Genomic DNA, 22,095 nt, shown 5'->3' on the forward strand with positions numbered 1-22,095 from the left:
CAGTGGAGTCAGTAGGCGCTTTCGTTGGCCGTCACGCCGTCGGCGAAGCCCCGGCAGTAGTCCCAGCTCACGTAGTCGCCGGGGTTCGGGTCGTAGGCCGGCTCGTGCGGGCGCATCCGCCCGTCGGCCAGCAGCTGCTCCAGGCTGGCCCGCAGCAGGTGCCAGTCGTGGTAGTGCGGTTCGTCGCACTCACCGCAGTCCACGACGATCCCGCGGACCCCGCGGGGCTCGAGGAGCGCCTGGTAGACGGCCAGATCGGAGAGGTCGGCCAGCAGCTCGGTGCGTTCGGAATCGCTGATCGGCTCGTCCAGCCGGTCCTCGGGGTCTCCGAAAGCGCGGGCCGGGTCGTCCGGGTCGTCCGCGAACGGGTCTGGAGGCAGGACATCGTGCGCCACGGCCTGCACGGTACCGGGCGGCCCCGGCGGCTCGCCCACCACCCGGGGCGGGGGCGGGCGCCGGATATCATGAGGGGAAGGCTCCGAGTCGCCACAGCGACACGCTCATCCCGCGCCAGGAAGGCCCTTCACCCGCTATGACCAGCGACGGCATCACCGCCCCCGTTCCGGCCAAGTTCGCCATGCTCGGCCTGACTTTCGACGACGTGCTGCTGCTGCCCGCGGAATCGGACGTGGTCCCCAGCGCGGTCGACACCAGCGCCCGGCTGACCCGCAACATCACCCTCGGCATCCCGCTGGTGTCCGCCGCGATGGACACCGTCACCGAGGCGCGGATGGCGATCGCCATGGCCCGCCAGGGCGGCATCGGCGTCCTCCAGCGCAACCTGCCGATCGACGAGCAGGCGGCCGCCGTCGAGGTGGTCAAGCGCTCCGAGGCCGGCATGGTCACCGACCCGGTCACCTGCGCGCCCGACGCCACCCTGGCCGAGGTCGACGCGCTGTGCGCGAAGTTCCGCATCTCCGGGGTGCCGGTCACCGACGCGTCCGGCGCGCTGGTGGGCATCATCACCAACCGCGACATGCGGTTCGAGGTCGACCACAGCCGCCCGGTCTCCGAGGTCATGACGAAGGCACCGCTGATCACCGCGCAGGTCGGCGTCTCGGCGGACGCTGCGCTGGGCCTGCTGCGCCGCCACAAGATCGAGAAGCTGCCGATCGTGGACGGCGCGGGCAAGCTGCGCGGCCTGATCACCGTCAAGGACTTCGTGAAGACCGAGCAGTACCCGCGGGCGACCAAGGACCCGGACGGCCGCCTCATCGTCGGTGCCGCGGTCGGCGTCGGCGTGGACGGCCACAAGCGCGCGATGGCGCTGGCCGACGCGGGCGTCGACGTGCTGATGGTCGACACGGCGCACGGCCACTCCCGCGCGGTCGTCGACACGGTCTCGCTGCTGAAGAAGGAGCTCGGCGACGCGGTCGACATCGTCGGCGGCAACGTCGCGACGCGCGCGGGCGCGCAGGCGCTGGTCGACGCGGGTGCGGACGGCGTCAAGGTCGGTGTCGGCCCGGGCTCGATCTGCACGACCCGCGTGGTCGCCGGCGTCGGCGTGCCGCAGATCTCGGCGATCTACGAAGCCGACCAGGCGTGTCGGCCGGCCGGCATCCCGGTGATCGGCGACGGCGGCATCCAGTACTCGGGTGACATCGCGAAGGCCATCGCGGCCGGCGCGTCCACCGTGATGCTGGGCAGCCTGCTGGCCGGCACGGCGGAGGCTCCCGGTGACCTGATCCTGGTCAACGGGAAGCAGTTCAAGACCTACCGCGGCATGGGCTCGCTGGGCGCGATGCAGTCGCGGGGCGAGGCCAAGTCGTACTCGAAGGACCGCTACGCCCAGGACGACGTGCTGTCGGACGACAAGCTGGTGCCGGAGGGCATCGAGGGCCGGATCCCGTTCCGCGGACCGCTCGCCAACGTCGTGCACCAGCTGGTCGGCGGCCTTCGTTCGGGCATGGGCTTCACCGGCTCGGAGACGATCCCGCAGCTGCAGGAGGCCCAGCTGGTCCGGATCACCGCGGCCGGGCTCAAGGAGAGCCACCCGCACGACATCACGATGACCGTCGAGGCGCCCAACTACACCACCCGCTAGCTCCGGTGCCGGACCGTCGAGGCGCCCACTGCGACATGACCCGGTAGTCCGCCCCTTCGGTCGTTCCGGACCCTGGTCATGGGCCGCGAAGCTCGGCCCATGACCAGGATTTCCCGAAGGACGATGGTGGCCGCGTCGGCGGACTCAGCCCCTCCGCCGGCCCAAGCGCAGTCGCCCCGGTGAGCTGTGGAAGCGCACCGTTCGGCGACCGGGACGCCGAACGGGAGATCGAAGGCCTGCGCGCCGGCTACGAAAAGCAGTTCCAGCAGGAGTCGGTACTGCGTTCGGACTCCGTGGAGAAGGTCTCCTTCTGAGTTCTCGTGACCTAGCGTGCTTACGGTAATCGGTCTATCGCCTTGCGTACCCGTCGTGGTGTGCACTGAAGGGCATGACGGTCGGCCGCTTCACGCAAGTGCTGCGCAAGGTCTTCTTCACGGCCGTCGCGCTCGTGTCGCTGTTCCTCGGTGGCGTCGTCTGCCTCATGTGCCAGGTGCTGGCCGGCCGCGACGCGCCCACCTACCGCACCGAAGGGCACGTCGTGTCCCACGAGCGGGGCGCGCTCCCGGTCGGCGGCGACGGGGGCGAGGTCAGCCACACGATCGCGGTCGACGCGGGCAACCGGCGCTACCGCGTCACGGCCCTCGACCCGGGCCTCGACCTGCCCGTCGGGCTGCCGGTGGCCCTCGACGTGTCGCGGGCGGACGGCAGCATCGCCTACCTGCACGCCGGCGGCGCCGTGATCGACCTGCGGGCCGGCGTGGTGCGGCCGGTGCTGCTGATCTGCGCCGCCCTGCTCGCGCTGGGCGCGGTGTACTTCGGCGCGGTCCGGCTGCACGTCTACCCACCGGTCGCGACCTGGCTGGCCCTCGCCCTGGGGGCGTTGCTGGCGCCGGTCGCCGTCTTCGTGCGGGTGTGACGTGTCCGGGAGGCTCGTCGCTTCCGCGGTGAGCTCGGCTCTCGCCGGAGCCGCGCTGGCCTTCGGGACGTTCGGGGTCCTCGACGCGGGCGGACCGGCCGAGCGGGAAGAAGCCACCGTCGAGACCCGGGGCCAGCACGACTCGAGTTCGACGGGTCACCAGTACGACCTCGTCCTCCGCACGGCGTCCGGTGAGCGCTTCGAGGTCAGCTCCGCCGACGCGAGCCTCGACCTGGAACCGGGATCGCCGGTTCGGCTGGAGGTGTCCGAGGTCGGGCACTCGGCCCAGGCCGTGGAGACCGCCGGCCACCGGGTGGAGACCGGGAATTCGCCCGTCGGCCTCGGCATCGTCGCGGTGGTGATCGCGGCCATGGCGCTCCTCTTCACGCTGATCTGTGCCGGGGGAGCGGACCGGCCCGCACCGGCCGCCTTGACCGCGACGGCGGGGTTCCTGGCGGGCGCACTGCCCGTGTTACTGCTGTTCTAACCCCCGTGCGCGAGTCACCCACGCGGACTAGCGACAATGGGGCACGGCAGATTGTCGTCGTCGGAGGAGGCTTCACGTGCGGGACCTGGTCGAGATCGGGATGGGCCGCACCGCGCGGCGGGCGTATGACCTCGACGACGTCGAGATCGTGCCGTCGCGGCGGACCCGGTCGTCTTCGGTGGTGTCCACCTCCTGGCAGATCGACGCCTACCGCTTCGACCTGCCGCTCGTCACGCACCCGACGGACGCGATCGTCTCGCCGGGCACCGCGGTCGCCGTCGGTGAGCTGGGCGGCCTGGGCGTGCTGAACGCCGAAGGGCTCTGGGCGCGGCACGCGAACGTCGAGGACGCCATCTTCCAGCTGGTCCGCGCGGCCGAGGACCTCGAGGACCCGACCGCGGTCGGGCGCGTGCTGCAGGAGCTGCACGCCGCGCCGATCCGGCTCGACCTGCTGTCCGAGGCCATCAAGACCGTCCGCGAGTCCGGCGTCACGGTGGCCGCGCGCGTCAGCCCGCAGCACGCCGCCGAGCTGACGCCGGACCTGATCGCGGCCGGTGTCGAGATCCTCGTCGTGCAGGGCACGATCATCTCCGCCGAGCACGTCCAGCGCGACGCCGAGCCGCTGAACCTCAAGGAGTTCATCGGCCGCCTCGACGTCCCGGTGATCGCCGGCGGCGTCAGCGACTACCGCACGGCGATGCACCTCATGCGCACCGGCGCCGCGGGGGTCATCGTCGGCCACGGCTACACGCCCGGCGTCACCAGCACCGACCGCGTTCTCGGCATCGGCGTCCCGATGGCCACGGCGATCATCGACGCCGCGGCCGCCCGCCGCGACTACCTCGACGAGACCGGCGGCCGGTACGTGCACGTGCTCGCCGACGGCGGCATGACGGTGTCGGGTGACATCGCGAAGGCCATCGCGTGCGGCGCGGACGCCGTCATGCTCGGCTCCCCGCTGGCCGCCGCGTCGGACGCGCCCGGGCAGGGCCTGTACTGGACGGCGGCGGCCGCGCACCCGTCGCTGCCGCGCTCGCGCGTGGCGGCCGGGCCGGACTACGCCGTCGACCTCAAGACCCTGCTGTTCGGGCCGTCGTCCGACGCGGAAGGCGTCGTGAACCTCTTCGGGGCGCTTCGCCGGGCGATGGCGAAGACGGGCTACTCGGACCTCAAGGAGTTCCAGCGGGTGGGCCTCACCGTCCGGCGGTGAGGTGCCCGAGGAACGCGGCGAAAGCGGTCGCGGAGTAGACGAGGATCGGGCGGGGCACCGGCTGCTTGGTGTCCCGCACCCCGACCACGCCGGGGCCCGTGCCGATCTCGACGCAGGCGTTCTCCTCGAAGTGGCTGTGGCTCGACTTGCGCCAACCGGTGAGCGTTCGTGGGCTCATCGTGGTGCCTCCAGGGATCGTGTCCCGCTCAGCGGTGATTCGCCGACGTGGACATCGAACACCCAGATAAATACCCACTGTTGTCCTCCGACAAGCGTCCAGAAGGGTGACTGGCCAGTAACTTACCTCTGGTCAGAACCTGGACCCCGGGTTACGCTCAAGGTGTGACTGCCAGTAACACCACCACCAGAGCGGGTGGCCCCGACTACGACGTCGTCGTGGTGGGGTCGGGGTTCGGCGGCAGCGTCGCGGCGCTGCGGCTCACCGAGAAGGGCTACCGCGTAGCCGTCGTCGAGGCCGGACGCAGGTTCGCCGACGACGAGTTCGCGAAGACGTCGTGGGACCTCAAGCGCTACCTTTGGGCACCGCAGGTCGGCTGCTACGGGATCCAGCGCATCCACATGCTCAACGACGTCATGGTGCTGGCGGGCGCCGGTGTCGGCGGCGGTTCGCTGGTCTACGCGAACACGCTGTACCGGCCGCTCAAGCCGTTCTACCGCGACAAGCAGTGGTCCCACATCACCGACTGGGAAGCCGAGCTCGCGCCGCACTACGACCAGGCGAGCCGGATGCTGGGCGTCGTCACAAACCCGTCGGTCACGCCGTCGGACGTCGTGATGCGCGACGTCGCGAAGGACATGGGCGTCGCCGATTCGTTCCACCCGACCCCGGTCGGCGTGTACTTCGGCAAGCCGGGGGAGAACGCGAAGGACCCCTACTTCGGGGGCGCCGGACCGGCGCGCACCGGCTGCACCGAGTGCGGCTCGTGTATGACCGGCTGCCGCGTCGGGGCGAAGAACACGCTGGTCAAGAACTACCTGTACCTGGCCGAGCAGGACGGCGCGAAGGTCATCCCGCTGACGACCGTGACGTCCGTGCGGCCCGTCGACGGCGGTTACGAAGTCGACCTGAAGAAGACCGGCACCACGTCGAAGAAGTTCCGGACGACGATCACGGCCGAAAAGGTCGTCTTCGCCGCGGGCACGTGGGGCACGCAGAACCTGCTGCACAAGTTGAAGGACACGGGCACGCTGCCCAAGCTGTCGCGCCGTCTGGGCGAGCTGACGCGCACGAACTCCGAGGCGATCATCGGCGCGGCCCGCACAGACGTCGACGAGAGCCGCAACTTCAGCCGCGGCGTCGCGATCACTTCGTCGATCCACCCGGACGAGAACACCCACATCGAGCCGGTCCGCTACGGCAAGGGCAGCAACGCGATGAGCCTGCTGCAGACGATCGCGACCGACGGCGCTTCGCCGGTCCCGCGCTGGCGCCAGGCCGTCAGCTTCATGGTCAAGCACCCGGTCCAGGCGGCGAAGCTGCTCAACGGCTACCGCTGGTCCGAGCGCACGGTGATCCTGCTGGTGATGCAGAGCCTCGACAACTCGATCACGACGTACACGAAGCCCGGGTTGTTCGGCCGCCGCAAGTACACGTCGAAGCAGGGCCACGGCGAACCGAACCCGAGCTTCATCCCGGCGGGGCACGAGGCGAACGAGCGCACGGCCGACCGCATCGGCGGCATCGCCGGCGGCACGTGGGGCGAGATCTTCGACATCCCCCTGACGGCCCACTTCATCGGCGGCGTCCCGATCGGTTCGACGGCCGAGGAGGGCGTGATCGACCCGTACCACCGGGTGTTCGGCTACCCGGGCCTGTCGGTGGTGGACGGCGCGGCGATCACGGCCAACCTGGGCGTGAACCCGTCGTTGACGATCACGGCCCAGGCGGAGCGGGCGTTCTCGCTGTGGCCGAACAAGGGGGAGGTGGACCAGCGGCCGGCGCAGGAGGCGTCGTACGTCCGGCTGGAGCCGGTGGCGCCGAAGAACCCCGCCGTGCCCGCGGATGCCCCGGCGGCGCTGCGCCGGTCCTAAGATCGGGGCCGTGACGGCATCCGAGAAGGCGCACGCGCTGCTCGACGGGGTACGGAAGCTCGATGACGAATGGGCGCGGGCCATCGGTGGCCTCGGCGAACCCGAACTGCGCGCCCCCAGCGCGTTGCCCCGGTGGTCGCGCGCGCACGTCCTCGCGCACGTCGCCCGCAACGCCGATGGGCTGCAGAACCTCCTGACCTGGGCGAACACCGGGGTCGAGACGCCGATGTACGCCAGCGCCGAGGCCCGCGAGGCCGACATCGAGGCCGGGTCCCAGCACCCGGCCGGTGACCTGCTGGCCGACTTCGTCGCCTCCGCCGGGCGCTTCGAGCAGTACGCCGGCGCCATGCCGGACGACGCCTGGGCGCGCGAAGCCCGCAACCGGCAGGGCGATCCCGTCACCGGGGTCGTCGTCGCGCGGATGCGGTTGTCCGAGCTCACCATCCACCTCGCCGACCTCGACCGCGGCTACGACCTCGACCGCGTGCTCGGCCTGCTCGGGCCGCTCGCCGACGACGTCGTGCAGCACGCCATCAGCTCCCGGGCCGCGCACCTCCCCGCGTTGCGCCTGGTCGCGGACGGCTCCGAGTGGACGATGGGCGCCGCCCCCGGCGCCACGGTCCGCGGCACCGGCGGGCAGCTGCTCGCGTGGCTCAGCGGCCGCTCCGACGGCGCTGACCTCGACAGGGCCGTTCCTCGCATCCCCGCCTGGGGCTGAACTGACTCCGGCCGTCCTCCGTGTAGTGATCAGGGGCGCGGAGGCCGGCGTCCGGCCCTGCTGTGCCCCTGTTTACCGATCCGACCACAGTCACGGCCGAAGATTTCGCAGCAACGGTCGCGTGCCGCTCGCGGGGCGGCCTACTTCTGGCCGGATCAGTAAACTGAGCCTCTTCCGGCAGCGAGGAGTCCGATGTGGACAGCGTGAACCGCAGGGCGTTCCTCCGGATCACGGGCGTCTCGGCGGCCGGTGCCGTCGCCGCCGCGTGCGGGCCGGGCAGTCCCACGGCGCCCGCCGCTTCGACGAGCGCCCAGCCGCCGGCGACGTCCGCGCCGCCCGCCACGCGGCTGCCCACCGGCCCGCCGAACTGGGACGACCTGCGCGGCAAGCTGTCCGGCGGCCTCCTGCGTCCCGGCTCCGAGGGCTACGACACCGCCAAGCGCGCCTTCAACCCGCTCTTCGACGGCAACAACCCGGTGGCGGTGGCGACGGCGACGAGCGCCAAGGACGTCCAAGCCTGCGTCCAGGCCTGCGCCGGGCGGCTCACGCTCGCCGCGCGCAGCGGCGGCCACAGCTACGCCGGCTACTCCGTCCCCGAGAGCGGCCTGGTCATCGACGTCTCCGGCATGAACAAGGTGGACATCCAGGGCACCCAGGCGGTGATCGGCGCCGGCGCGAAGCTGAAGGACGTCTACGCCGGGTTGGCGGCCGCCGGGCGCGCGCTGCCGGCCGGCTCCTGCCCGACGGTCGGGGTCGCCGGGCTGACCCTCGGCGGCGGCATCGGCGTGCTGTCCCGCAAGTACGGCCTGACCTGCGACCACCTGAGCTCCGCGCAGGTCGTCACCGCCGACGGCAAGCTGCTGACGGCGTCCGCGAGCTCCGAGCCCGACCTGTTCTGGGCGCTGCGCGGCGGGGGCGGCGGCAACTTCGGCGTCGTCACCGAGTTCACCTTCGACACCGACCCGGCGCCGAACCTGACGGTGTTCTCGCTGCACTTCCCGGCCGGTTCGGCGGCCGACGTGCTCGGCGCGTGGCAGCAGTGGATCGCCGCGATGCCGCCGGAGCTGTGGGCGAACATCGTGATCTCCGGTGGCTCGCCGGTGCAGTGCCGCGTCGGCGGCTGCTACGTCGGCGCCCCCTCCGGGCTCAACACCCTGCTCAACAACTTGACCTCGAACGCCGGCGCGCGGCCGACCCAGCGCACGGTGAAGGCCCTCGACTACCTCGGCGCGATGAACTACTTCTCCGGCAGCTCGGCCCGGCAGTCGTTCGTCGCGTCGTCGCGGATCATCACGAGCCCGGTCGACCCGGCGAAGGTCGTCGCGCTCGCCGAGGGCCACGCGGGCATGGACCTGCTCATCGACGGGCTCGGCGGCAAGGTCGGCGAGCCGGCGAAGGACGCGACGGCGTTCTGGCACCGCGACGCGCTGGCGAGCGTCCAGATCTACGCGCCGGCGACGGCGAAGACCCGGACGAAGGTGGCGCAGTCGGTCGGCGACGTCGCCGCGGGCCTCGCGGCGGCCGGCGCGGGCGGCGGGTACGTCAACTACATCGACCCCACCCTGCCCGACTGGAAGGCCGCCTACTACGGCGACAACGCGAAGCGGCTGTCGGACGTCGCGAAGAAGTACGACCCCTACAACGTCTTCCGGTTCGGGCAGGGCGTGGTCGCCTAGAGGTCGATGCCGGTGAAGACCGTGACGCGTTCTTCGGTCAGGTCGTGCATCGCCGCGAGGACGCCTTCGCGGCCGACGCCGGAGCCCTTCACGCCGCCGTAGGGCATCTGGTCGGCCCGGTAGGACGGGACGTCGCCGATGATCACCCCGCCGACCTCCAGCTCCGCCGAGGCGTGGAACGCCAGCTGGACGTCGGTCGTGAAGACGCCGGCCTGCAGGCCGTACGCGGATTCGTTGACCGCGCGGAAGGCGTCGTCCACACCGTCCACAACGGACACCGCGAGCACCGGCCCGAAGATCTCCTCGGCCCACGCCTTGGTGTCCGGCGGGACGTCGGTGAGCAGGGTCGGCGCGACGGTCGCGCCTTCGCGAGTGCCGCCGGTGAGCACCTTCGCGCCCGCCTGCACGGCTTCGTCGACCCACGCGACGATCCGCTCGGCGGCGGCTTCGTCGACGACCGGGCCGACGTCGGTGTTGCGGTCGTACGGGTCGCCCGTCCGCTGGGCTTCGACGGCCTCCACGAGCGCGGGGACGAACTCGTCCGCGACGGCGGCGTCGACGATCACCCGCTGCACGGCGATGCAGGACTGCCCGGCCTGGTAGTTGCCGAAGGTGGCGATGCGGTGCGCGGCGCCCTCGGGGTCGGGCCAGTCGCGCAGCACGACGGCGGCCGCGTTGCCGCCGAGCTCCAGCACGACGTGCTTGCGTGGCGCGGCGTCCTTCAACGACCAGCCGACCGGACCCGAGCCGGTGAACGACACGACGGGCAGCCGCGGGTCGGCGACCAGCCGCTGAGTTTCCTCGTTTCCCAGCGGCAGCACGGAAAACGAGCCTGCCGGCAGGTCCGTCTCGGCCAGGATCTCGCCGAGGATCAACGACGACAACGGCGTCCGCGGCGCGGGTTTGACGATGATCGGCGCGCCGATCGCCAGCGACGGTGCGACCTTGTGCGCCACCAGGTTGAGCGGGAAGTTGAACGGCGCGATGCCGAGCACCGGTCCGCGCGGGACGCGGCGGGTCAGCGCCAGCCGCGCTTCGCCCGCCGGGTCCGTGTCGAGGCGCTGGACGTCGCCGCTGAACCGGCGGGCCTCCTCGGCGGCGATGCGGAACACCGACACCGCGCGCTTCACCTCGGCCTCGGCCCACTTGAGCGGCTTGCCGTTCTCGGCGGTGATGACCTCGGCGATCTCCTCGGCGCGGCCGGCGAGCACGCGCGAGACGTGGTCGAGCGCGCCGGCGCGGACGTGCGCCGGCGTACTGCGGAATTCGCGGGCGACCGAGACGGCGGCGGTGACCGCGCGCTCGACCTGCTCCGGCCCGGGCACGGCGACCGTGGCGACCTCGCTGCCGTCGTACGGGTGGTGCACGACGAGGGTGGTGGCGCCCGGTTCCGGGCGGCCGGCGATCCAGGCGGGGCGCGGCTCGGGGGTGATCATGTCCATGCGTACCAACGTAATCCGAGTGGGGGACTCGCCGCCGGACCCCCACCCGGACGGGTCACGGCTTGATGAGCACCTTCAGCGCTTCCCGGCCGGCCATCGCGCGGTAGCCGTCCGGCACGCCTTCGACGTCGATGGTCCGGTCGAAGACCCGGCCGGGCTGGTACTTGCCGTCGAGGACGTCCGGCAACAGTTCGGGGATGTAGTGCCGCGCGGGCGCGACCCCGCCGGTGATGGTGACGTTGCGGCGGAACACACCCACGCCGGCGGGTGCGTCCTCGTACTGCGGCAGCCCGACGCGGCTGACCGCGCCGCCCGCGCGCACGGCCCCGATGCCCATCTCGAACGCGCCGAGCGTGCCGACGCACTCGAGGACGGCGTGCGTGCCGCGGCCGTTCGTCAGCTCGCGCACCTTCTCGACACCCTCTTCGCCGCGCTCGGCGACGACGTCGGTCGCGCCGAACTCGCGCCCGAGGTCGGTACGGGCCCGGTGCCGGCCCATCAGGATGATCCGGTCGGCGCCCAGGCGCTTCGCCGCGAGGACGGCGGAAAGCCCGACCGCGCCGTCGCCGATCACGGTGACGTTCTGGCCTTCGCTCACCCGCGCCTTCACCGCGGCGTGGTGGCCGGTCGAAAAGACGTCCGAGAGCGTCAGCAGGGACGCGAGCAGGTCGTCGTCCTCGGTGTGCGGGAGCTTGACGAGCGTGCCGTCGGCCTGCGGGACGCGCACGGCCTCGCCCTGGCCGCCGTCGACGCCCTTCGCGCCCCAGCCGCCGCCGTGCAGGCACGACGTGTGCAGGCCTTCGCGGCAGAACTCGCAGGTGTTGTCGGACCAGACGAACGGCGCGACGGCGAGGTCGCCCTTCTTCACGGTCGTGACGTCGGCGCCGGTCTCCTCGACGATCCCGAGGAACTCGTGCCCGATCCGGCGGCCGTGCTCGCGCGGCGGCATGTCCGCGTACGGCCAGAGGTCGCTGCCGCAGATGCACGACCGCACGACCCGCAGGACGACGTCGGTCGGCTCCACCAGCTCGGGGTCCGGGACGGTCTCGACCCGCACGTCGCCGGCACCGTAGATGACTGTCGCTCGCATGCTGGGGCCTTCCCGTGGGGGTTCGTGACAAACGTCGGGGGTGCGACGGCGGTGACGCGCCTAGATTTTCGTCCATGACCACGCGCACCGCATCCCGCAACCCGTTCGCGGCCCTCGCCCCGGTGCGCCGCCGCCCGTACCTGACCGCGGTGGTGTTCCTGGTGACGCTGGCGTGCGGGATCGCCCAGCTCGCGGACCGCGGGCTGTACGACCACGTCGTCCGCGACGCGGCCCGCATCGACGCGGGCGAGTGGTACCGCCTGGTGACGGGCATGTTCTTCCAGGACGGCTGGGCCTTCGGCCTGACGTCGAACCTCGTCTGGCTCGCGGTGTTCGGCACGCTCGCCGAGCGCGTGTTCGGCCGGGTCCGCTGGCTCGTCCTGTACTTCGGCTGCGGCCTGTTCGGCCAGGTCATGAGCTACCTGTGGCTCAACCCGGTCGGGGCGGGCAACTCGATGTGCGTGGTGGGCCTGATCGGCGGGCTGGCGGCGGTCGTGATGGTGGCTTCGCGCCGCTACGGCGTGGTGCTGCCCGTCCAGTTTCGGGTGCTGGCGTACGCGTTGCCGGTGCTGGCCGTGGTCGACACGGTCGTCCACGACAACCACGGCCTCCCGCTGCTGCTGGGCCTGGCGCTGAGCTTCCTGCTCCTCCCGCGGGCCGGTCAGTCGGGGTAGCGGCCGCCGAGCCGGCACCAGTGCGCGACCAGGTGCGGCTGCGGCGGCACCGCCAGGAGGGCGGCGAGATCCGCTTCGGCCTGGCAGGCCAGTGCTTCGGTGCGTTCCCATTCCCCGGGGTCGTCGGCTCCGCCGCTCTGCTCCGCGGCGGCGATCCGGTCGCACCGCAGTTCGTCGGCCTTGCCCAGGTCCTCGGTGTGCCGGGCGTCGAGGACGATCCCGCTGCCCGACCGCGCGCCGTAGCGGACGGCGATCCGCAGGAGGTCGTTGCTGAACGCGCGCGTCTCGGTGGGCACCCACGACAGCCGCTCCCAGTCGGGCGGCGGCTGGTCGTCGGCGCGGGTGACCACGTACCCGGGCACGTCACACCAGGTCAGGGTGCCGGTCGGACGGAGTCGGTAGAGCATGCGCGGGTCCCCCTCGAAGCCGGTCTCGACACTGGTGAATCGGACCGGCGGTGACTCCGCGTTACAGATCACCGGCTCCGGTAGAGATCGCGCAGCAGCAGGACTTCGGCGCAGTGGTGGATCATCTCGCGGTGGATGTGCAGCACCAGCGTCGCCATCGGGTACTCCGCGTACGGGCCTTCCGCCGGGCCGCACGAGCGCGCCAGGGCCTCGTCGTCGAGCGACTTCACCCCTTCGACCCACCGGGCGTAGTACTCGTCGAGCAGGGACATCGCCTCCGCGGCCGTCCCCGGGTACGGGTAGTCGTCGTACGTCATCGCCGGGCCGCCGAAGTGCGACGCCGACCGCATGCCGAGCACGCCGACGAGGACGTGGTTGAGCCGCCACGCGATCGTCGTGACCGGCGGCGGAGTCGGCTCGGGGAAGGCGAAGTCGATGGTGAACGGACCCGAGCCGGGCTCGCTGTCCGACTTGCGCGGCCGCACGGTCCAGCAGTCCGGGACGGGCTCCCAGAGGTACTCGTCGTCGGTGAGGCCCTCGAGCTTCGGGCGCGTGTGGATGTTCCAGTGGAAGTCGAGCTGGTCGGTCAGTTCCTTGGTCCAGTTCACAGCCATAACGGGGACCGTAGGCCCGATCGCGGACAGGGGCGGCCCTGAATCGGAGGTGACCGGGCCCACCTGGGACGATGGAGGGGAATCCCGCTTCTCGCCAGGAGGTCGCCAGGTGCCCAACCCCACCGGTCCGGTTCTCGTCGTGGACTTCGGGGCGCAGTACGCGCAGCTGATCGCCCGGCGCGTGCGCGAGGCGCAGATCTACTCCGAGGTCGTCCCGCACAGCGCGTCCACCGAAGAGATCCTCGCGAAGAACCCCGCGGCCATCATCCTTTCGGGCGGCCCGTCGAGCGTGTACGCCGAAGGCGCGCCGGGCATGGACCCGAAGCTCACTGAAGCCGGCGTGCCGATGTTCGGCATCTGCTACGGCCACCAGCTGCTCGCCAGCGCGCTCGGCGGCGTCGTCGAGCCGACCGGCGTGCGCGAGTTCGGCCGCACCGAGGTCCGCGTGACCGGTGACGGCGGCGTCCTGCACGCCGGCCTGCCCGCGCACCAGCCCGCGTGGATGAGCCACAACGACAGCGTCACCAAGGCGCCCGAAGGCTCGGTCGTCACCGCGTCTTCGGACGGCGCCGAGGTCGCCGGCTTCGAGGACGTCAAGCGCCGCTTCGCCGGCGTCCAGTACCACCCGGAGGTCGCGCATTCGCCGCACGGCCAGGAGGTGTTGCGGCGGTTCCTGCGCGACATCGCCGGGATCGAGCCGCAGTGGACGACGTCGTCGATCGTCGAAGAGCAGGTCCAGCGGATCAGCGACCAGATCGGCGACGGCCGCGCGATCTGCGGCCTGTCCGGCGGCGTCGACTCCGCCGTGGCGGCCGCGTTGGTCCAGCGCGCCATCGGCGACCGGCTGACCTGCGTGTTCGTCGACCACGGCCTGCTGCGCGCGGGCGAGCGCACCCAGGTCGAGCAGGACTTCGTCTCCGCCACCGGGGTCAACCTCGTCACCGTGGACGCGCGCGAGCGCTTCCTCGACGCGCTCGCCGGCGTCACCGACCCCGAGCAGAAGCGCAAGATCATCGGCCGCGAGTTCATCCGCGTCTTCGAGCAGGCCGAGCGCGACCTCAAGGCCCAGGGCGACTACAAGTTCCTGGTCCAGGGCACGCTCTACCCGGACGTCGTCGAGTCCGGCGGCGGCGAGGGCACGGCCAACATCAAGAGCCACCACAACGTCGGCGGCCTGCCGGACGACCTCGAGTTCGAGCTGGTCGAGCCGCTGCGGCTGCTGTTCAAGGACGAGGTCCGGCGGGTCGGCTCGGAACTGGGGCTGCCCGAGACGATCGTCCAGCGCCAGCCGTTCCCCGGCCCTGGCCTGGGCATCCGCATCATCGGCGCGGTCGACCAGGAGCGTCTCGACACCCTGCGCGCGGCCGACCTGATCGCCCGCGAGGAGCTGACGGCGGCCGGGCTGGACCGCAGCATCTGGCAGTGCCCGGTGGTGCTGCTGGCCGACGTCCGCAGCGTCGGCGTCCAGGGCGACGGCCGGACCTACGGGCACCCGGTGGTCCTCCGGCCGGTGTCGTCCGAGGACGCGATGACCGCGGACTGGACGCGCCTGCCCTACGACGTCCTCGAGCGGATTTCCACGCGCATCACCAACGAGGTGGCGGAGGTCAACCGGGTGGTCCTGGACGTGACGTCCAAGCCGCCGGGCACCATCGAGTGGGAGTGAGTCCACTGTAGACAGGACTCGAGGCCCCGGCGTGGGATCCGGGGCCTCGAGAGTTTTCTGTTCTAGCGGCGGCGTTTGCCGAACGACGCGCCGAGGAGCAGCAGCCCCACGAACACCGCGCCGCCGGCGATCACCCAGCGGAAGTCGAACTGCGGCAGCCAGCTCGCGCCGTCCGAGAGGACGTAGGCGGAGATCAGCAGCGTCGCGACCCCGACGATCAGGGTGAAGACGTCCACCCCGCGCTTCGCGGGCGGCTGGGTTTCCGTGGCGTTGTCGTAGGCGTAGGGGTTCTGGTCAGCCACGGCGCACCTCCACGTTGCCCATGCTGTTCTTGACGTGCAGGGTGATCTGCTGGCCGCCCGGGCCGTCGGTGCCGTAGTCGACGCCGGTCAGCGCGTCCTGGCTGATGCCGTCGGTCTCGTGGCCGAAGCACTCGGTGTTGCCGGCCCCGGTGTGGCAGTCGTAGGTGACGTCCGCGGTGTCCGGCACGGTGACCGTGGAGTCGCCGGCGCCGTTGATCACGTTGGTGGTGATCGGCGAGCCGGCGGGCAGCTCGGTCAGGTCGAGGTTGATGTTGCCCGCGGCGTGCTGGTAGAGCGGCTTCAGGTCGGTCACCGCGTGCGGGGTCTCCCGCAGGTCGCCCGCACCGCCGCGGAAGTCGAAGTTCTCGAACGGCACGGTCGTCAGCACCATCCCGACGATCGCCAGCGGCACGGCGAGCCCGATCAGGCCGCGCCCGCCGCGGACGAACGCGCCGGTGACCAGGCCGATGCCGACGACGCCGAGCACGAGGCCGATGACGTGCTGCGCGGAGAACCAGGTGGCGCCGTTGAGGTTGGCCAGCACGCCACCACCGGCGGTCAGCACGGCGAGCGCGAAGGTCGCCGAGCCCACCTTGGAGTTGCGGCGCCGCTCGGGCCGGCGGTCGCGGTGGTGCAGAGGCGGCGCAGGCGGCGGCTGCGCCGACGGCGGATCGGGCAGGTCCCAGCCGGCCGGATCGGCGGCGAGCGGGTCCCAGCCTGCCTTGGCCTCGGGGGCGGCCGTGGCCGTGTCGGTCATGGTGAAGGCTCCGTTCCCGGTGAAGGCTCGAGTCCGCGGGGTGACCGGCGAGGGCCGGTTCTCCTGGCCGCGGTTGCGGTGCAGCAGGTAGAGCGCGCTGGCGATGAGCGCGAAGCTGATGAGGGCCCCACCGTCGAACCACGAGCCGCTGAAGGCACCCCCGACGCTGACGACGGTGAAGACGCTGAGCACGACGGCGAAGGCGGGCGACACCGAAGAGCGGCCGCGCCCGATCAGGCTTTCGAAGCCGGAGACTTCGTCGCTCTCGCCCGGCAGGAACAGCCACCCCAGCAGGTAGAAGGGAACGCCGAAGCCCCCGAAGATCGTGGCGACCACCAGGGCGACCCGCACGACAACGGGGTCGATCCCATACCGGTACCCGATGGCGGCGGCAACGCCGGCCACCTTCCGCCCGGCGTGCGGCCGCCGAGGCCGGCTGACCCAGAAGTCCTTCACGGTCTCCTCGAAGCCGTTCAACGGACTCGGCTTCGGTGCCCGCGTCTCACTCGCACCACTCATACCGAAGAGCATGCGCGATCTGGGGCGGGCGGACATCCGGGATGGTCCCTGAGGTTTCCCGGAGGGGGTTCCGGGGGGTCCTGTGCACGCGTGACGGCTGTTCGCACGCCCAGGTCACCGGCCGGGCCGGCGACCTGGGTGCGGATGTGGTCGCCTACGCGCCGGACGGGCGCAAGATCGTGCTCCAGGCGAAGCGCTTCAGCGGGACCCACAAGGTCGGCGGGCCGGACCTGCAGCGGTTCGGCGGTACCTGCTACACCGTGCACGGCGCCCGCGTCGCCGCCGTGGTCACCACGTCGACGTTCACGAAACAAGCCCGGCAGTACGCCGCTCACCACGGGATTCGCCTGCTCGACGTCCACGGTCTCGCGGCCTGGGCGAGCCGGACGGGCCCGGCGCCCTGGCACTGATCGGGCGTTCGGGGATTTTCCCCGATGCACCCCCGCACGGCCCCGTGTGACCATGGACCACGTGCAAGAAGCCCTCGACCACGTCACGACCGACCAGGTGACCGTCCCGGACAAGCCCAAGATGTTCCGGCGCCGGTCCGGGCGGGCGATCGCCGGGGTCGCCGGGGGGCTCGCCGACCACCTCGGGGTCCCCGTCGTCTGGGTGCGGACCGCCTTCGCGCTGCTCGCCGCCCTCAACGGGGCCGGCCTGCTCGCCTACGGCCTGCTCTGGGCGTTCGTCCAGCAGCAGACCGAAGAAACCGCGAAGGCGCCGACGTCGAAGGAACGCCAGCAGGCGTTCGGCCTGATCGCGCTGGGGGTCGGCCTCGCCGTCGCCAGCGGGACGCTCACCGGGTTCATCAGCGGCTGGGTCGCCGTGCCGCTCGCCGTCGCCATGATCGGTCTCGCCGTCGTCTGGCGGGAGGCCGACGAGTCGCAGCGCCGCCGCTGGCGGGTCGGTGCCAAGGACGGCTTCGCGGGCGCGTTCCTCGGCGGGGGTGGCTGGTCGGCCGCGATCCGGATCGTCGCCGGCGTCGCGCTGGTGATCACCGGCATCACCGTCGTCGTGCTGCGCAGCGGCACCCTCGACCAGGTCCAGTTCGCCCTGATCGCGGTCCTCGCGACGCTCATCGGGGTCGCCGTCCTGACCATCCCGTTCTGGCTGCGGCTGGTCCGCGACCTGTCCGACGAGCGTAAAGCCCGCATCCGCACCGACGAGCGCGCCGAGATCGCCGCCCACCTGCACGACTCCGTCCTGCAGACGCTGGCCCTGATCCAGAAGCAGAGCGAGCAGCCGCGCGAAGTGGCGCGGCTGGCGCGCAGCCAGGAACGCGAGCTGCGCGGCTGGCTCTACGGCCCGAACGGCTACGGCAAGCCCGTCGAGACCGCCGAGGAAGCGAGCGGCCAGCTGTCCGAAGCCCTCGCGACGGCGTGCGGCGAGGTGGAGGACACCTTCGCGATCTCCGTCGGCCAGGTGGTCGTCGGCGACGCCGAGCTCGACGACTCACTGGTGGCGCTGGTCCAGGCCGCGCGCGAGGCGATCGTCAACGCCGCGAAGCACGCCGGCGTCGAGGAGGTCAGCGTCTTCGCCGAGGTCGAGCCGACGGCGGTGACGGTGTTCGTCCGCGACCGCGGCAAGGGCTTCGACCCCGACCTCGTCCCGGACGACCGCCACGGCCTCGCCGACTCGATCCGCGGCCGGATGACCCGCCACGGCGGCACGTGCAAGGTGCGCACGGCGCCGGGGGAGGGCACGGAAGTGCAGCTCGCCATGCCGGTGAAAGCGGGCAAGGGGGCAGCGTGAGGCGGCTATGCTCGACGACGTGACTGACACCCAGCGCGAACCGGTGAAGGTGTTCCTCGTCGACGACCACGCGCTGTTCCGCGCGGGCGTCCGCACCGAGCTCGACTCGATCACCGACGAGGTCCGCGTGGTCGGCGAGGCCGGTTCGGTGGCCGAGGCGGTGGCCGGGATCGCCCGGACGAAGCCCCAGGTGGTGCTGCTGGACGTCCACATGCCCGACGGCGGCGGCGCGGAGGTCCTGCGCCGGGTGCGGCCCGAGCTGCCGGACGTGGTGTTCCTGGCGCTGTCGGTGTCCGACGCGGCGGAGGACGTCATCGCGGTCATCCGAGCGGGCGCGCGCGGGTACGTGACGAAGACGATCTCGTCGAAGGAACTGGTCCGCGCGGTGGTCCGCGTCTCGGACGGCGACGCGGTGTTCTCGCCGCGGCTGGCCGGGTTCGTGCTGGACGCGTTCGCCGACCGGCCGGGTTCGGCGCCGATCAACGACCCGGAGCTGGACCTCCTGACGCCCCGGGAGCGGGACGTCCTGCGGTTGCTGGCGCGGGGGTACGCGTACAAGGAGATCGCGTCGGAGCTGTTCATCTCGGTGAAGACGGTCGAGACGCACGTGTCGAGCGTGCTCCGGAAGACCCAGCTCTCGAACCGCTACGAGCTCTCCCGCTGGGCCTCCGACCGCCGCTTGGTGTGAGCGCTCAGTCCGCCAGAGGAGCGAGAGGCCGGGGCGCGCGCCCGGTGGTGTCGTCACCAAGCCCATCCGCCTGGTCGCCGGACCCGGCCGAAGCCCCTCGCTCCGGCTTCTGGAGGCGGGTCAGCGCGACCCCGCCGAGGACGACCACCATGCCCGCGATCACCCTCACGTTCAGCTGCTCGCCCAGGAAAACCGCGCCCAGCAGCACCGAAACCACCGGCAGCAGGTACCCGACGACCGACGCCGCCACCGCGCCTTCCGAAGCCAGCAGCTGGTAGTTCAGCGCGAACGCGATCCCCGTCGAGCCGATCCCCAGCACGAGCACCGCCAGCAGCGGCCCGGCCGACACGTGCACCGGCGTCAACCCGCCCACCGGCAGCGCCAGCACCAGCATCCCGCTGGCCAGCAGCATCTGCCCGGCCGAAACCGCGTACGGCGAGGAGTCCGGGGACGACAGGTACTTGCCCTCGTAGACGAACGCGAACCCGTAGCTCGCCGCCGCCGCGAGGCACGCCAGCGCGCCCCAGCTCAGCAGCCCCGATGCCTGCCACGGCGCGAAGATCAGCAGGATCCCGCCGAGGCCCACCAGGAGCCCGGCCAGCCGCGTGCCCGTCATCCGCGACGACGTCCCCATCAGCGGCGCCGCCAGCAGGACCCACAGCGGCGTCGTCGAGTTGAGCACCCCGGTGATCCCCGAGTCGACCGTCGTCTCGCCGATCGCGAACAGCAGGAAGGGCAGCGCGTTGTGGAAGAACGCCGCGACGGCCAGGTGACCCCACACCCGCCGGTCGCGCGGGAGCCGGGCGCGCTGCAGCCGGCACAGCACCAGCAGCATCGCCGCGCCGAGCACGAGCCGCGCCAGCACCAGCTGCACCGGCGAGAACATCCCCAGTCCCAGCTTGATCCAGAAGAAGCTCGAACCCCACATCAACGCCAGCGCGCCGATCCTCAGCAGGGTCTTCGTCTCGCCCACCCCAGTCCTCCTTCTCCGATCAAGCGCCAGCTTCGCCCCGGAAAGACGTAAGGACAAGCGAAAATAACTGCAGGGACGCTTAAGCTCAGCTGTACGATCGGGGCCATGCTCGACGTCCGCCGCATGCAGGTCCTCCGCGCCGTCATCACCAGCGGGTCGATCACCGCCGCGGCCCGCAACCTCGGCTACACGCCGTCCGCGATCAGCCAGCAGCTCTCGGCCCTGGAACGCGAAGCCGGCACCGAGCTGCTCGAACGCGTCGGACGCGGCGTCCGGGCGACGCCGGCGGGCGCGCTGCTGTCCGAGCACGCCGAGAAGCTGAGCAGCGAGCTCGCGAAGGCCGAGGCCGCCCTGACCGAGCTCAAAGAGGGCCGCACCGGCCGCGTCGCCATCCGCTACTTCGCGACGGCCGGCGCGTCCCTGGTCCCGCCCGCCATCGCCGCGGTCCGCCGCGAGCACCCCGGCGTCCGCCTCGACCTCAAGCTGGTCGAGCCGGACGACCCGATGGCCGACGTCGAAGCGGGCAACGCCGACGTCGCGATCACCGTCTTCCCGCGCCGGAAGCCGCCCGGCAAGGGCGTCGAGCTGGTGCACCTGCTCGACGACCCCTACCGCGCCGTGCTGCCGAAGACCCACCCGCTGGCCCGCAAGCGCGTGCTCGACCTGACGGAGTTCGCCGAAGAGCCGTGGGTCGGCGTCGACGGCCTGCCCGGCATCTGCCGGGACATCCTCGACAGCGCCTGCGCGTCGGCCGGGTTCGCGCCGAACGTCGTGGTCGAGTCCGAGGACTACCAGACGGCGCAGGGGTTCGTCGCCGCCGGCATCGGCGTCGGGCTCATCCCCGAGCTGGGGCTCGGCGCCCAGCACCCCGGCGTCGTCGTCCGCCGGATCCGGAACCCGGAACCGGTGCGCGCGATCCACGCCGCGGTCGCGTCCCGCATGTGGGGCCACCCGGCCGTCCGCACGCTGCTGGAAGCCATGCGCGCGGCGACCGCCAAGGTGGCTTAGACGAAGAACAGCTCCGAGACGAGGATGCCGACCAGCACTGCCGCGAGGATCGCGGCCGCGGTGATCAGCGTCTTCTTCGACACCGGCAGGTTCCACGCCTGCGCCTGGGGCCGCGGTCCCGGCGCGGGCGGCGGCACGTACTGCGTCGGCGCGGGGACCGGCTGCATCCGCTGGGTCTCCTCCGCCGCGGAGTAGCCGGGCGCGGCGACCGGGATCTGCTGCTGGAACTGCGGTCCCGACGGCGGCAGCTGCGTCGTCGCGGCCGCCAGCCCCGGGTTGAAGGGCGGCGGCGGGGGCGGCGGGATCCCGGGGTTGGTCGGCGGGATGAACGCCGTCTCGCGGCCTTCGGTGATCGCGCTCAGCGAGCGGACGGTGTCGGCCATCGTCGGCCGCGTCGTGGGGTCGGGGCGCAGCATCTTGCGCAGCGCCGCGGTCAGCACGCCCGCGTTCTGCGCCGGCCGCTCGGACGACTGCCCGTCCTCCCCGAACGGCGGCACGCCCTCGACGGACGTGTACAGCGTCGCGCCCAGCGAGAAGACGTCGGCGGCCGGCGTCGGCGGCAGCCCGCGCGCGACCTCAGGCGCCACGTACGCCGCGTGTGGGCCGCCGCCGCTGATGCCGATGTCGGTGAGCTTGACGCCGCCGTCGTCGGCCAGCAGCACCGTGCCGGGCTCCAGCGTGCGGTGCACGAACCCGGCCGCGTGGATCGCGGTGAGCGCGTTGCCGAGCTGGATGCCCAGGTGCGCGGCCTGGTCGGGGGTGAGCCGGCCGTGCTCGGCGAGGAACGTCGCCATGCTGCGCGACGGGATGTACTCCATCACCAGCCAGACGTCCTGGCCGTCGGGCAGGACGTCGAACACCTTGATCGCGCTGGGGTGCTCGATCCGGGCGGCGTCCTTGCCCTCCTGCATGGCGCCCGCGCGCGCCTGCTCGGCGCGCTCGCCCGCCCCGACGGGGAGGTACATCCGCTTCATCGCGACCGTGCGGAACAGCCGCGTGTCGAACGCCAGCCACACGATGCCCGCGCGGCCACGGCCGATCGGCTGGTCCAGCCGGAACCGGCCGCCGACGATGGTGCCTTCAGAACTCAAGTTGGATCC

The 22,095-nt window shown here is 72.0% G+C and carries 24 protein-coding genes; 14 read left to right on the plus strand and 10 right to left on the minus strand.

The annotated features are described in order from the left end of the window. Window positions 1-8: 8 nt before the first annotated feature. The gene (locus BLV96_RS25540; RefSeq protein WP_003073549.1) at window positions 9-404 is read right to left on the minus strand and encodes a DUF5319 domain-containing protein; all 396 of its coding nucleotides are present in this window, start codon (window positions 402-404) and stop codon (window positions 9-11) included. 128 nt (window positions 405-532) lie between these two features. Between BLV96_RS25540 and guaB the strand changes: the two genes are divergently transcribed. The 5 genes from guaB to BLV96_RS25560 all read left to right on the plus strand — a co-directional run bounded on the left by guaB (window position 533) and on the right by BLV96_RS25560 (window position 4,657). Beyond that, a complete protein-coding gene (guaB, locus tag BLV96_RS25545) occupies window positions 533-2,044 on the plus strand; it encodes an IMP dehydrogenase (protein ID WP_086672831.1) in 1,512 nt (503 codons plus the stop codon). Window positions 2,045-2,223: 179 nt separating this feature from the next. Next, window positions 2,224-2,358, plus strand: coding sequence for a DUF3574 domain-containing protein (locus BLV96_RS49285; protein ID WP_244180453.1), 135 nt, complete (start codon window positions 2,224-2,226; stop codon window positions 2,356-2,358). A gap of 74 nt (window positions 2,359-2,432) precedes the next feature. Further along, a complete protein-coding gene (locus BLV96_RS25550; RefSeq protein WP_086672830.1) occupies window positions 2,433-2,960 on the plus strand; it encodes a hypothetical protein in 528 nt (175 codons plus the stop codon). A 1-nt stretch (window position 2,961) separates the two neighbouring features. After that, window positions 2,962-3,447 carry a hypothetical protein gene (locus BLV96_RS25555; protein ID WP_086672828.1) on the plus strand — a complete coding sequence of 162 codons (486 nt, stop codon included), beginning with the start codon at window positions 2,962-2,964 and terminating at the stop codon, window positions 3,445-3,447. Window positions 3,448-3,523: 76 nt separating this feature from the next. Next, window positions 3,524-4,657, plus strand: coding sequence for a GuaB3 family IMP dehydrogenase-related protein (locus BLV96_RS25560; RefSeq protein ID WP_086672826.1), 1,134 nt, complete (start codon window positions 3,524-3,526; stop codon window positions 4,655-4,657). Here the strand turns inward: BLV96_RS25560 and BLV96_RS25565 are convergent. Beyond that, window positions 4,641-4,835 (minus strand): DUF397 domain-containing protein, encoded by a 195-nt coding sequence (locus BLV96_RS25565; RefSeq protein WP_086672824.1) that lies wholly within the window; start codon window positions 4,833-4,835, stop codon window positions 4,641-4,643. The two genes, BLV96_RS25560 and BLV96_RS25565, sit on opposite strands and share 17 nt — an antisense overlap. Before the next feature lie 164 nt (window positions 4,836-4,999). Here BLV96_RS25565 and BLV96_RS25570 point away from each other — a divergent pair, with 164 nt between their 5' ends. The 3 genes from BLV96_RS25570 to BLV96_RS25580 all read left to right on the plus strand — a co-directional run bounded on the left by BLV96_RS25570 (window position 5,000) and on the right by BLV96_RS25580 (window position 9,103). Further along, window positions 5,000-6,709 (plus strand): GMC family oxidoreductase, encoded by a 1,710-nt coding sequence (locus BLV96_RS25570; protein WP_086672822.1) that lies wholly within the window; start codon window positions 5,000-5,002, stop codon window positions 6,707-6,709. Window positions 6,710-6,719: 10 nt separating this feature from the next. After that, window positions 6,720-7,427 carry a maleylpyruvate isomerase N-terminal domain-containing protein gene (locus tag BLV96_RS25575; RefSeq protein ID WP_086672864.1) on the plus strand — a complete coding sequence of 236 codons (708 nt, stop codon included), beginning with the start codon at window positions 6,720-6,722 and terminating at the stop codon, window positions 7,425-7,427. Between the two features lie 194 nt (window positions 7,428-7,621). After that, window positions 7,622-9,103: an FAD-binding oxidoreductase gene (locus BLV96_RS25580; RefSeq protein WP_086672820.1), complete on the plus strand. Its 1,482-nt coding sequence runs from the start codon at window positions 7,622-7,624 to the stop codon at window positions 9,101-9,103. On the opposite strand, the gene BLV96_RS25585 is transcribed toward BLV96_RS25580, so the two are convergent. Next, window positions 9,100-10,545 carry an aldehyde dehydrogenase family protein gene (locus BLV96_RS25585; protein WP_086672817.1) on the minus strand — a complete coding sequence of 482 codons (1,446 nt, stop codon included), beginning with the start codon at window positions 10,543-10,545 and terminating at the stop codon, window positions 9,100-9,102. The genes BLV96_RS25580 and BLV96_RS25585 overlap by 4 nt on opposite strands. 55 nt (window positions 10,546-10,600) lie before the next feature. Then, on the minus strand, window positions 10,601-11,635 hold the full coding sequence (locus BLV96_RS25590) for a zinc-dependent alcohol dehydrogenase family protein (RefSeq protein ID WP_086672815.1): 1,035 nt from the start codon (window positions 11,633-11,635) through the stop codon (window positions 10,601-10,603). 74 nt (window positions 11,636-11,709) lie between these two features. Here BLV96_RS25590 and BLV96_RS25595 point away from each other — a divergent pair, with 74 nt between their 5' ends. Next, the gene (locus BLV96_RS25595; protein WP_086672813.1) at window positions 11,710-12,309 is read left to right on the plus strand and encodes a rhomboid family intramembrane serine protease; all 600 of its coding nucleotides are present in this window, start codon (window positions 11,710-11,712) and stop codon (window positions 12,307-12,309) included. Here BLV96_RS25595 and BLV96_RS25600 read toward each other — a convergent pair. Beyond that, complete coding sequence (locus tag BLV96_RS25600) at window positions 12,297-12,716, minus strand: hypothetical protein (protein ID WP_143051022.1); 420 nt, start codon at window positions 12,714-12,716, stop codon at window positions 12,297-12,299. The two genes, BLV96_RS25595 and BLV96_RS25600, sit on opposite strands and share 13 nt — an antisense overlap. Before the next feature lie 68 nt (window positions 12,717-12,784). Then, the gene (locus BLV96_RS25605; protein ID WP_086672809.1) at window positions 12,785-13,330 is read right to left on the minus strand and encodes a DinB family protein; all 546 of its coding nucleotides are present in this window, start codon (window positions 13,328-13,330) and stop codon (window positions 12,785-12,787) included. A 109-nt stretch (window positions 13,331-13,439) separates the two neighbouring features. On the opposite strand from BLV96_RS25605, the gene guaA reads away from it, so the two are divergent. Next, window positions 13,440-14,996 (plus strand): glutamine-hydrolyzing GMP synthase, encoded by a 1,557-nt coding sequence (guaA, locus tag BLV96_RS25610; RefSeq protein ID WP_086672807.1) that lies wholly within the window; start codon window positions 13,440-13,442, stop codon window positions 14,994-14,996. Between the two features lie 62 nt (window positions 14,997-15,058). Here guaA and BLV96_RS25615 read toward each other — a convergent pair whose 3' ends face one another. Both BLV96_RS25615 and BLV96_RS25620 read right to left on the minus strand, forming a co-directional pair. Beyond that, on the minus strand, window positions 15,059-15,298 hold the full coding sequence (locus BLV96_RS25615; protein WP_086672806.1) for a hypothetical protein: 240 nt from the start codon (window positions 15,296-15,298) through the stop codon (window positions 15,059-15,061). After that, window positions 15,291-16,574 carry a PspC domain-containing protein gene (locus BLV96_RS25620; RefSeq protein WP_086672804.1) on the minus strand — a complete coding sequence of 428 codons (1,284 nt, stop codon included), beginning with the start codon at window positions 16,572-16,574 and terminating at the stop codon, window positions 15,291-15,293. Before BLV96_RS25620 ends, BLV96_RS25615 begins: the two co-directional genes overlap by 8 nt. Window positions 16,575-16,615: 41 nt before the next feature. Here BLV96_RS25620 and BLV96_RS25625 point away from each other — a divergent pair, with 41 nt between their 5' ends. Genes BLV96_RS25625 through BLV96_RS25635 form a run of 3 tightly spaced genes read left to right on the plus strand, consistent with a single transcriptional unit; the run spans window position 16,616 to window position 19,014 of the window. After that, window positions 16,616-16,984: a restriction endonuclease gene (locus tag BLV96_RS25625; RefSeq protein WP_086672802.1), complete on the plus strand. Its 369-nt coding sequence runs from the start codon at window positions 16,616-16,618 to the stop codon at window positions 16,982-16,984. A 46-nt stretch (window positions 16,985-17,030) separates the two neighbouring features. Beyond that, window positions 17,031-18,326, plus strand: a complete 1,296-nt coding sequence (locus tag BLV96_RS25630) for an ATP-binding protein (protein ID WP_086672800.1) — start codon at window positions 17,031-17,033, stop codon at window positions 18,324-18,326. A gap of 7 nt (window positions 18,327-18,333) precedes the next feature. Beyond that, the gene (locus BLV96_RS25635) at window positions 18,334-19,014 is read left to right on the plus strand and encodes a response regulator (RefSeq protein WP_086672798.1); all 681 of its coding nucleotides are present in this window, start codon (window positions 18,334-18,336) and stop codon (window positions 19,012-19,014) included. A 4-nt stretch (window positions 19,015-19,018) separates the two neighbouring features. Here BLV96_RS25635 and BLV96_RS25640 read toward each other — a convergent pair whose 3' ends face one another. After that, entirely contained in the window at window positions 19,019-19,987 is a 969-nt protein-coding gene (locus BLV96_RS25640; RefSeq protein WP_244180455.1) for a DMT family transporter, read from the minus strand. Window positions 19,988-20,092: 105 nt separating this feature from the next. Between BLV96_RS25640 and BLV96_RS25645 the strand changes: the two genes are divergently transcribed. Beyond that, the gene (locus BLV96_RS25645; protein ID WP_086672796.1) at window positions 20,093-20,995 is read left to right on the plus strand and encodes a LysR family transcriptional regulator; all 903 of its coding nucleotides are present in this window, start codon (window positions 20,093-20,095) and stop codon (window positions 20,993-20,995) included. On the opposite strand, the gene BLV96_RS25650 is transcribed toward BLV96_RS25645, so the two are convergent. Further along, complete coding sequence (locus BLV96_RS25650; protein WP_086672794.1) at window positions 20,992-22,086, minus strand: serine/threonine-protein kinase; 1,095 nt, start codon at window positions 22,084-22,086, stop codon at window positions 20,992-20,994. The two genes, BLV96_RS25645 and BLV96_RS25650, sit on opposite strands and share 4 nt — an antisense overlap. Between the last annotated feature and the right edge of the window lie 9 nt (window positions 22,087-22,095).

The sequence above is a fragment of the Amycolatopsis pretoriensis genome (assembly GCF_900107925.1).
GTDB lineage: Bacteria > Actinomycetota > Actinomycetes > Mycobacteriales > Pseudonocardiaceae > Amycolatopsis > Amycolatopsis pretoriensis.

Excerpts from the sequence above, each read along its gene's own strand:
- guaB (WP_086672831.1), top strand. The coding sequence starts at position 533 with ATGACCAGCGACGGCATCACCGCCCCCGTTCCGGCCAAGTTCGCCATG.
- BLV96_RS25565 (WP_086672824.1), bottom strand. The coding sequence starts at position 4,835 with ATGAGCCCACGAACGCTCACCGGTTGGCGCAAGTCGAGCCACAGCCAC.
- BLV96_RS25595 (WP_086672813.1), top strand. The coding sequence starts at position 11,710 with ATGACCACGCGCACCGCATCCCGCAACCCGTTCGCGGCCCTCGCCCCG.
- BLV96_RS25590 (WP_086672815.1), bottom strand. The coding sequence starts at position 11,635 with ATGCGAGCGACAGTCATCTACGGTGCCGGCGACGTGCGGGTCGAGACC.
- BLV96_RS25605 (WP_086672809.1), bottom strand. The coding sequence starts at position 13,330 with ATGGCTGTGAACTGGACCAAGGAACTGACCGACCAGCTCGACTTCCAC.
- BLV96_RS25600 (WP_143051022.1), bottom strand. The coding sequence starts at position 12,716 with ATGCTCTACCGACTCCGTCCGACCGGCACCCTGACCTGGTGTGACGTG.
- BLV96_RS25645 (WP_086672796.1), top strand. The coding sequence starts at position 20,093 with ATGCTCGACGTCCGCCGCATGCAGGTCCTCCGCGCCGTCATCACCAGC.
- BLV96_RS25585 (WP_086672817.1), bottom strand. The coding sequence starts at position 10,545 with ATGGACATGATCACCCCCGAGCCGCGCCCCGCCTGGATCGCCGGCCGC.
- BLV96_RS25635 (WP_086672798.1), top strand. The coding sequence starts at position 18,334 with ATGCTCGACGACGTGACTGACACCCAGCGCGAACCGGTGAAGGTGTTC.
- BLV96_RS25550 (WP_086672830.1), top strand. The coding sequence starts at position 2,433 with ATGACGGTCGGCCGCTTCACGCAAGTGCTGCGCAAGGTCTTCTTCACG.
- BLV96_RS25620 (WP_086672804.1), bottom strand. The coding sequence starts at position 16,574 with ATGAGTGGTGCGAGTGAGACGCGGGCACCGAAGCCGAGTCCGTTGAAC.
- BLV96_RS25625 (WP_086672802.1), top strand. The coding sequence starts at position 16,616 with ATGGTCCCTGAGGTTTCCCGGAGGGGGTTCCGGGGGGTCCTGTGCACG.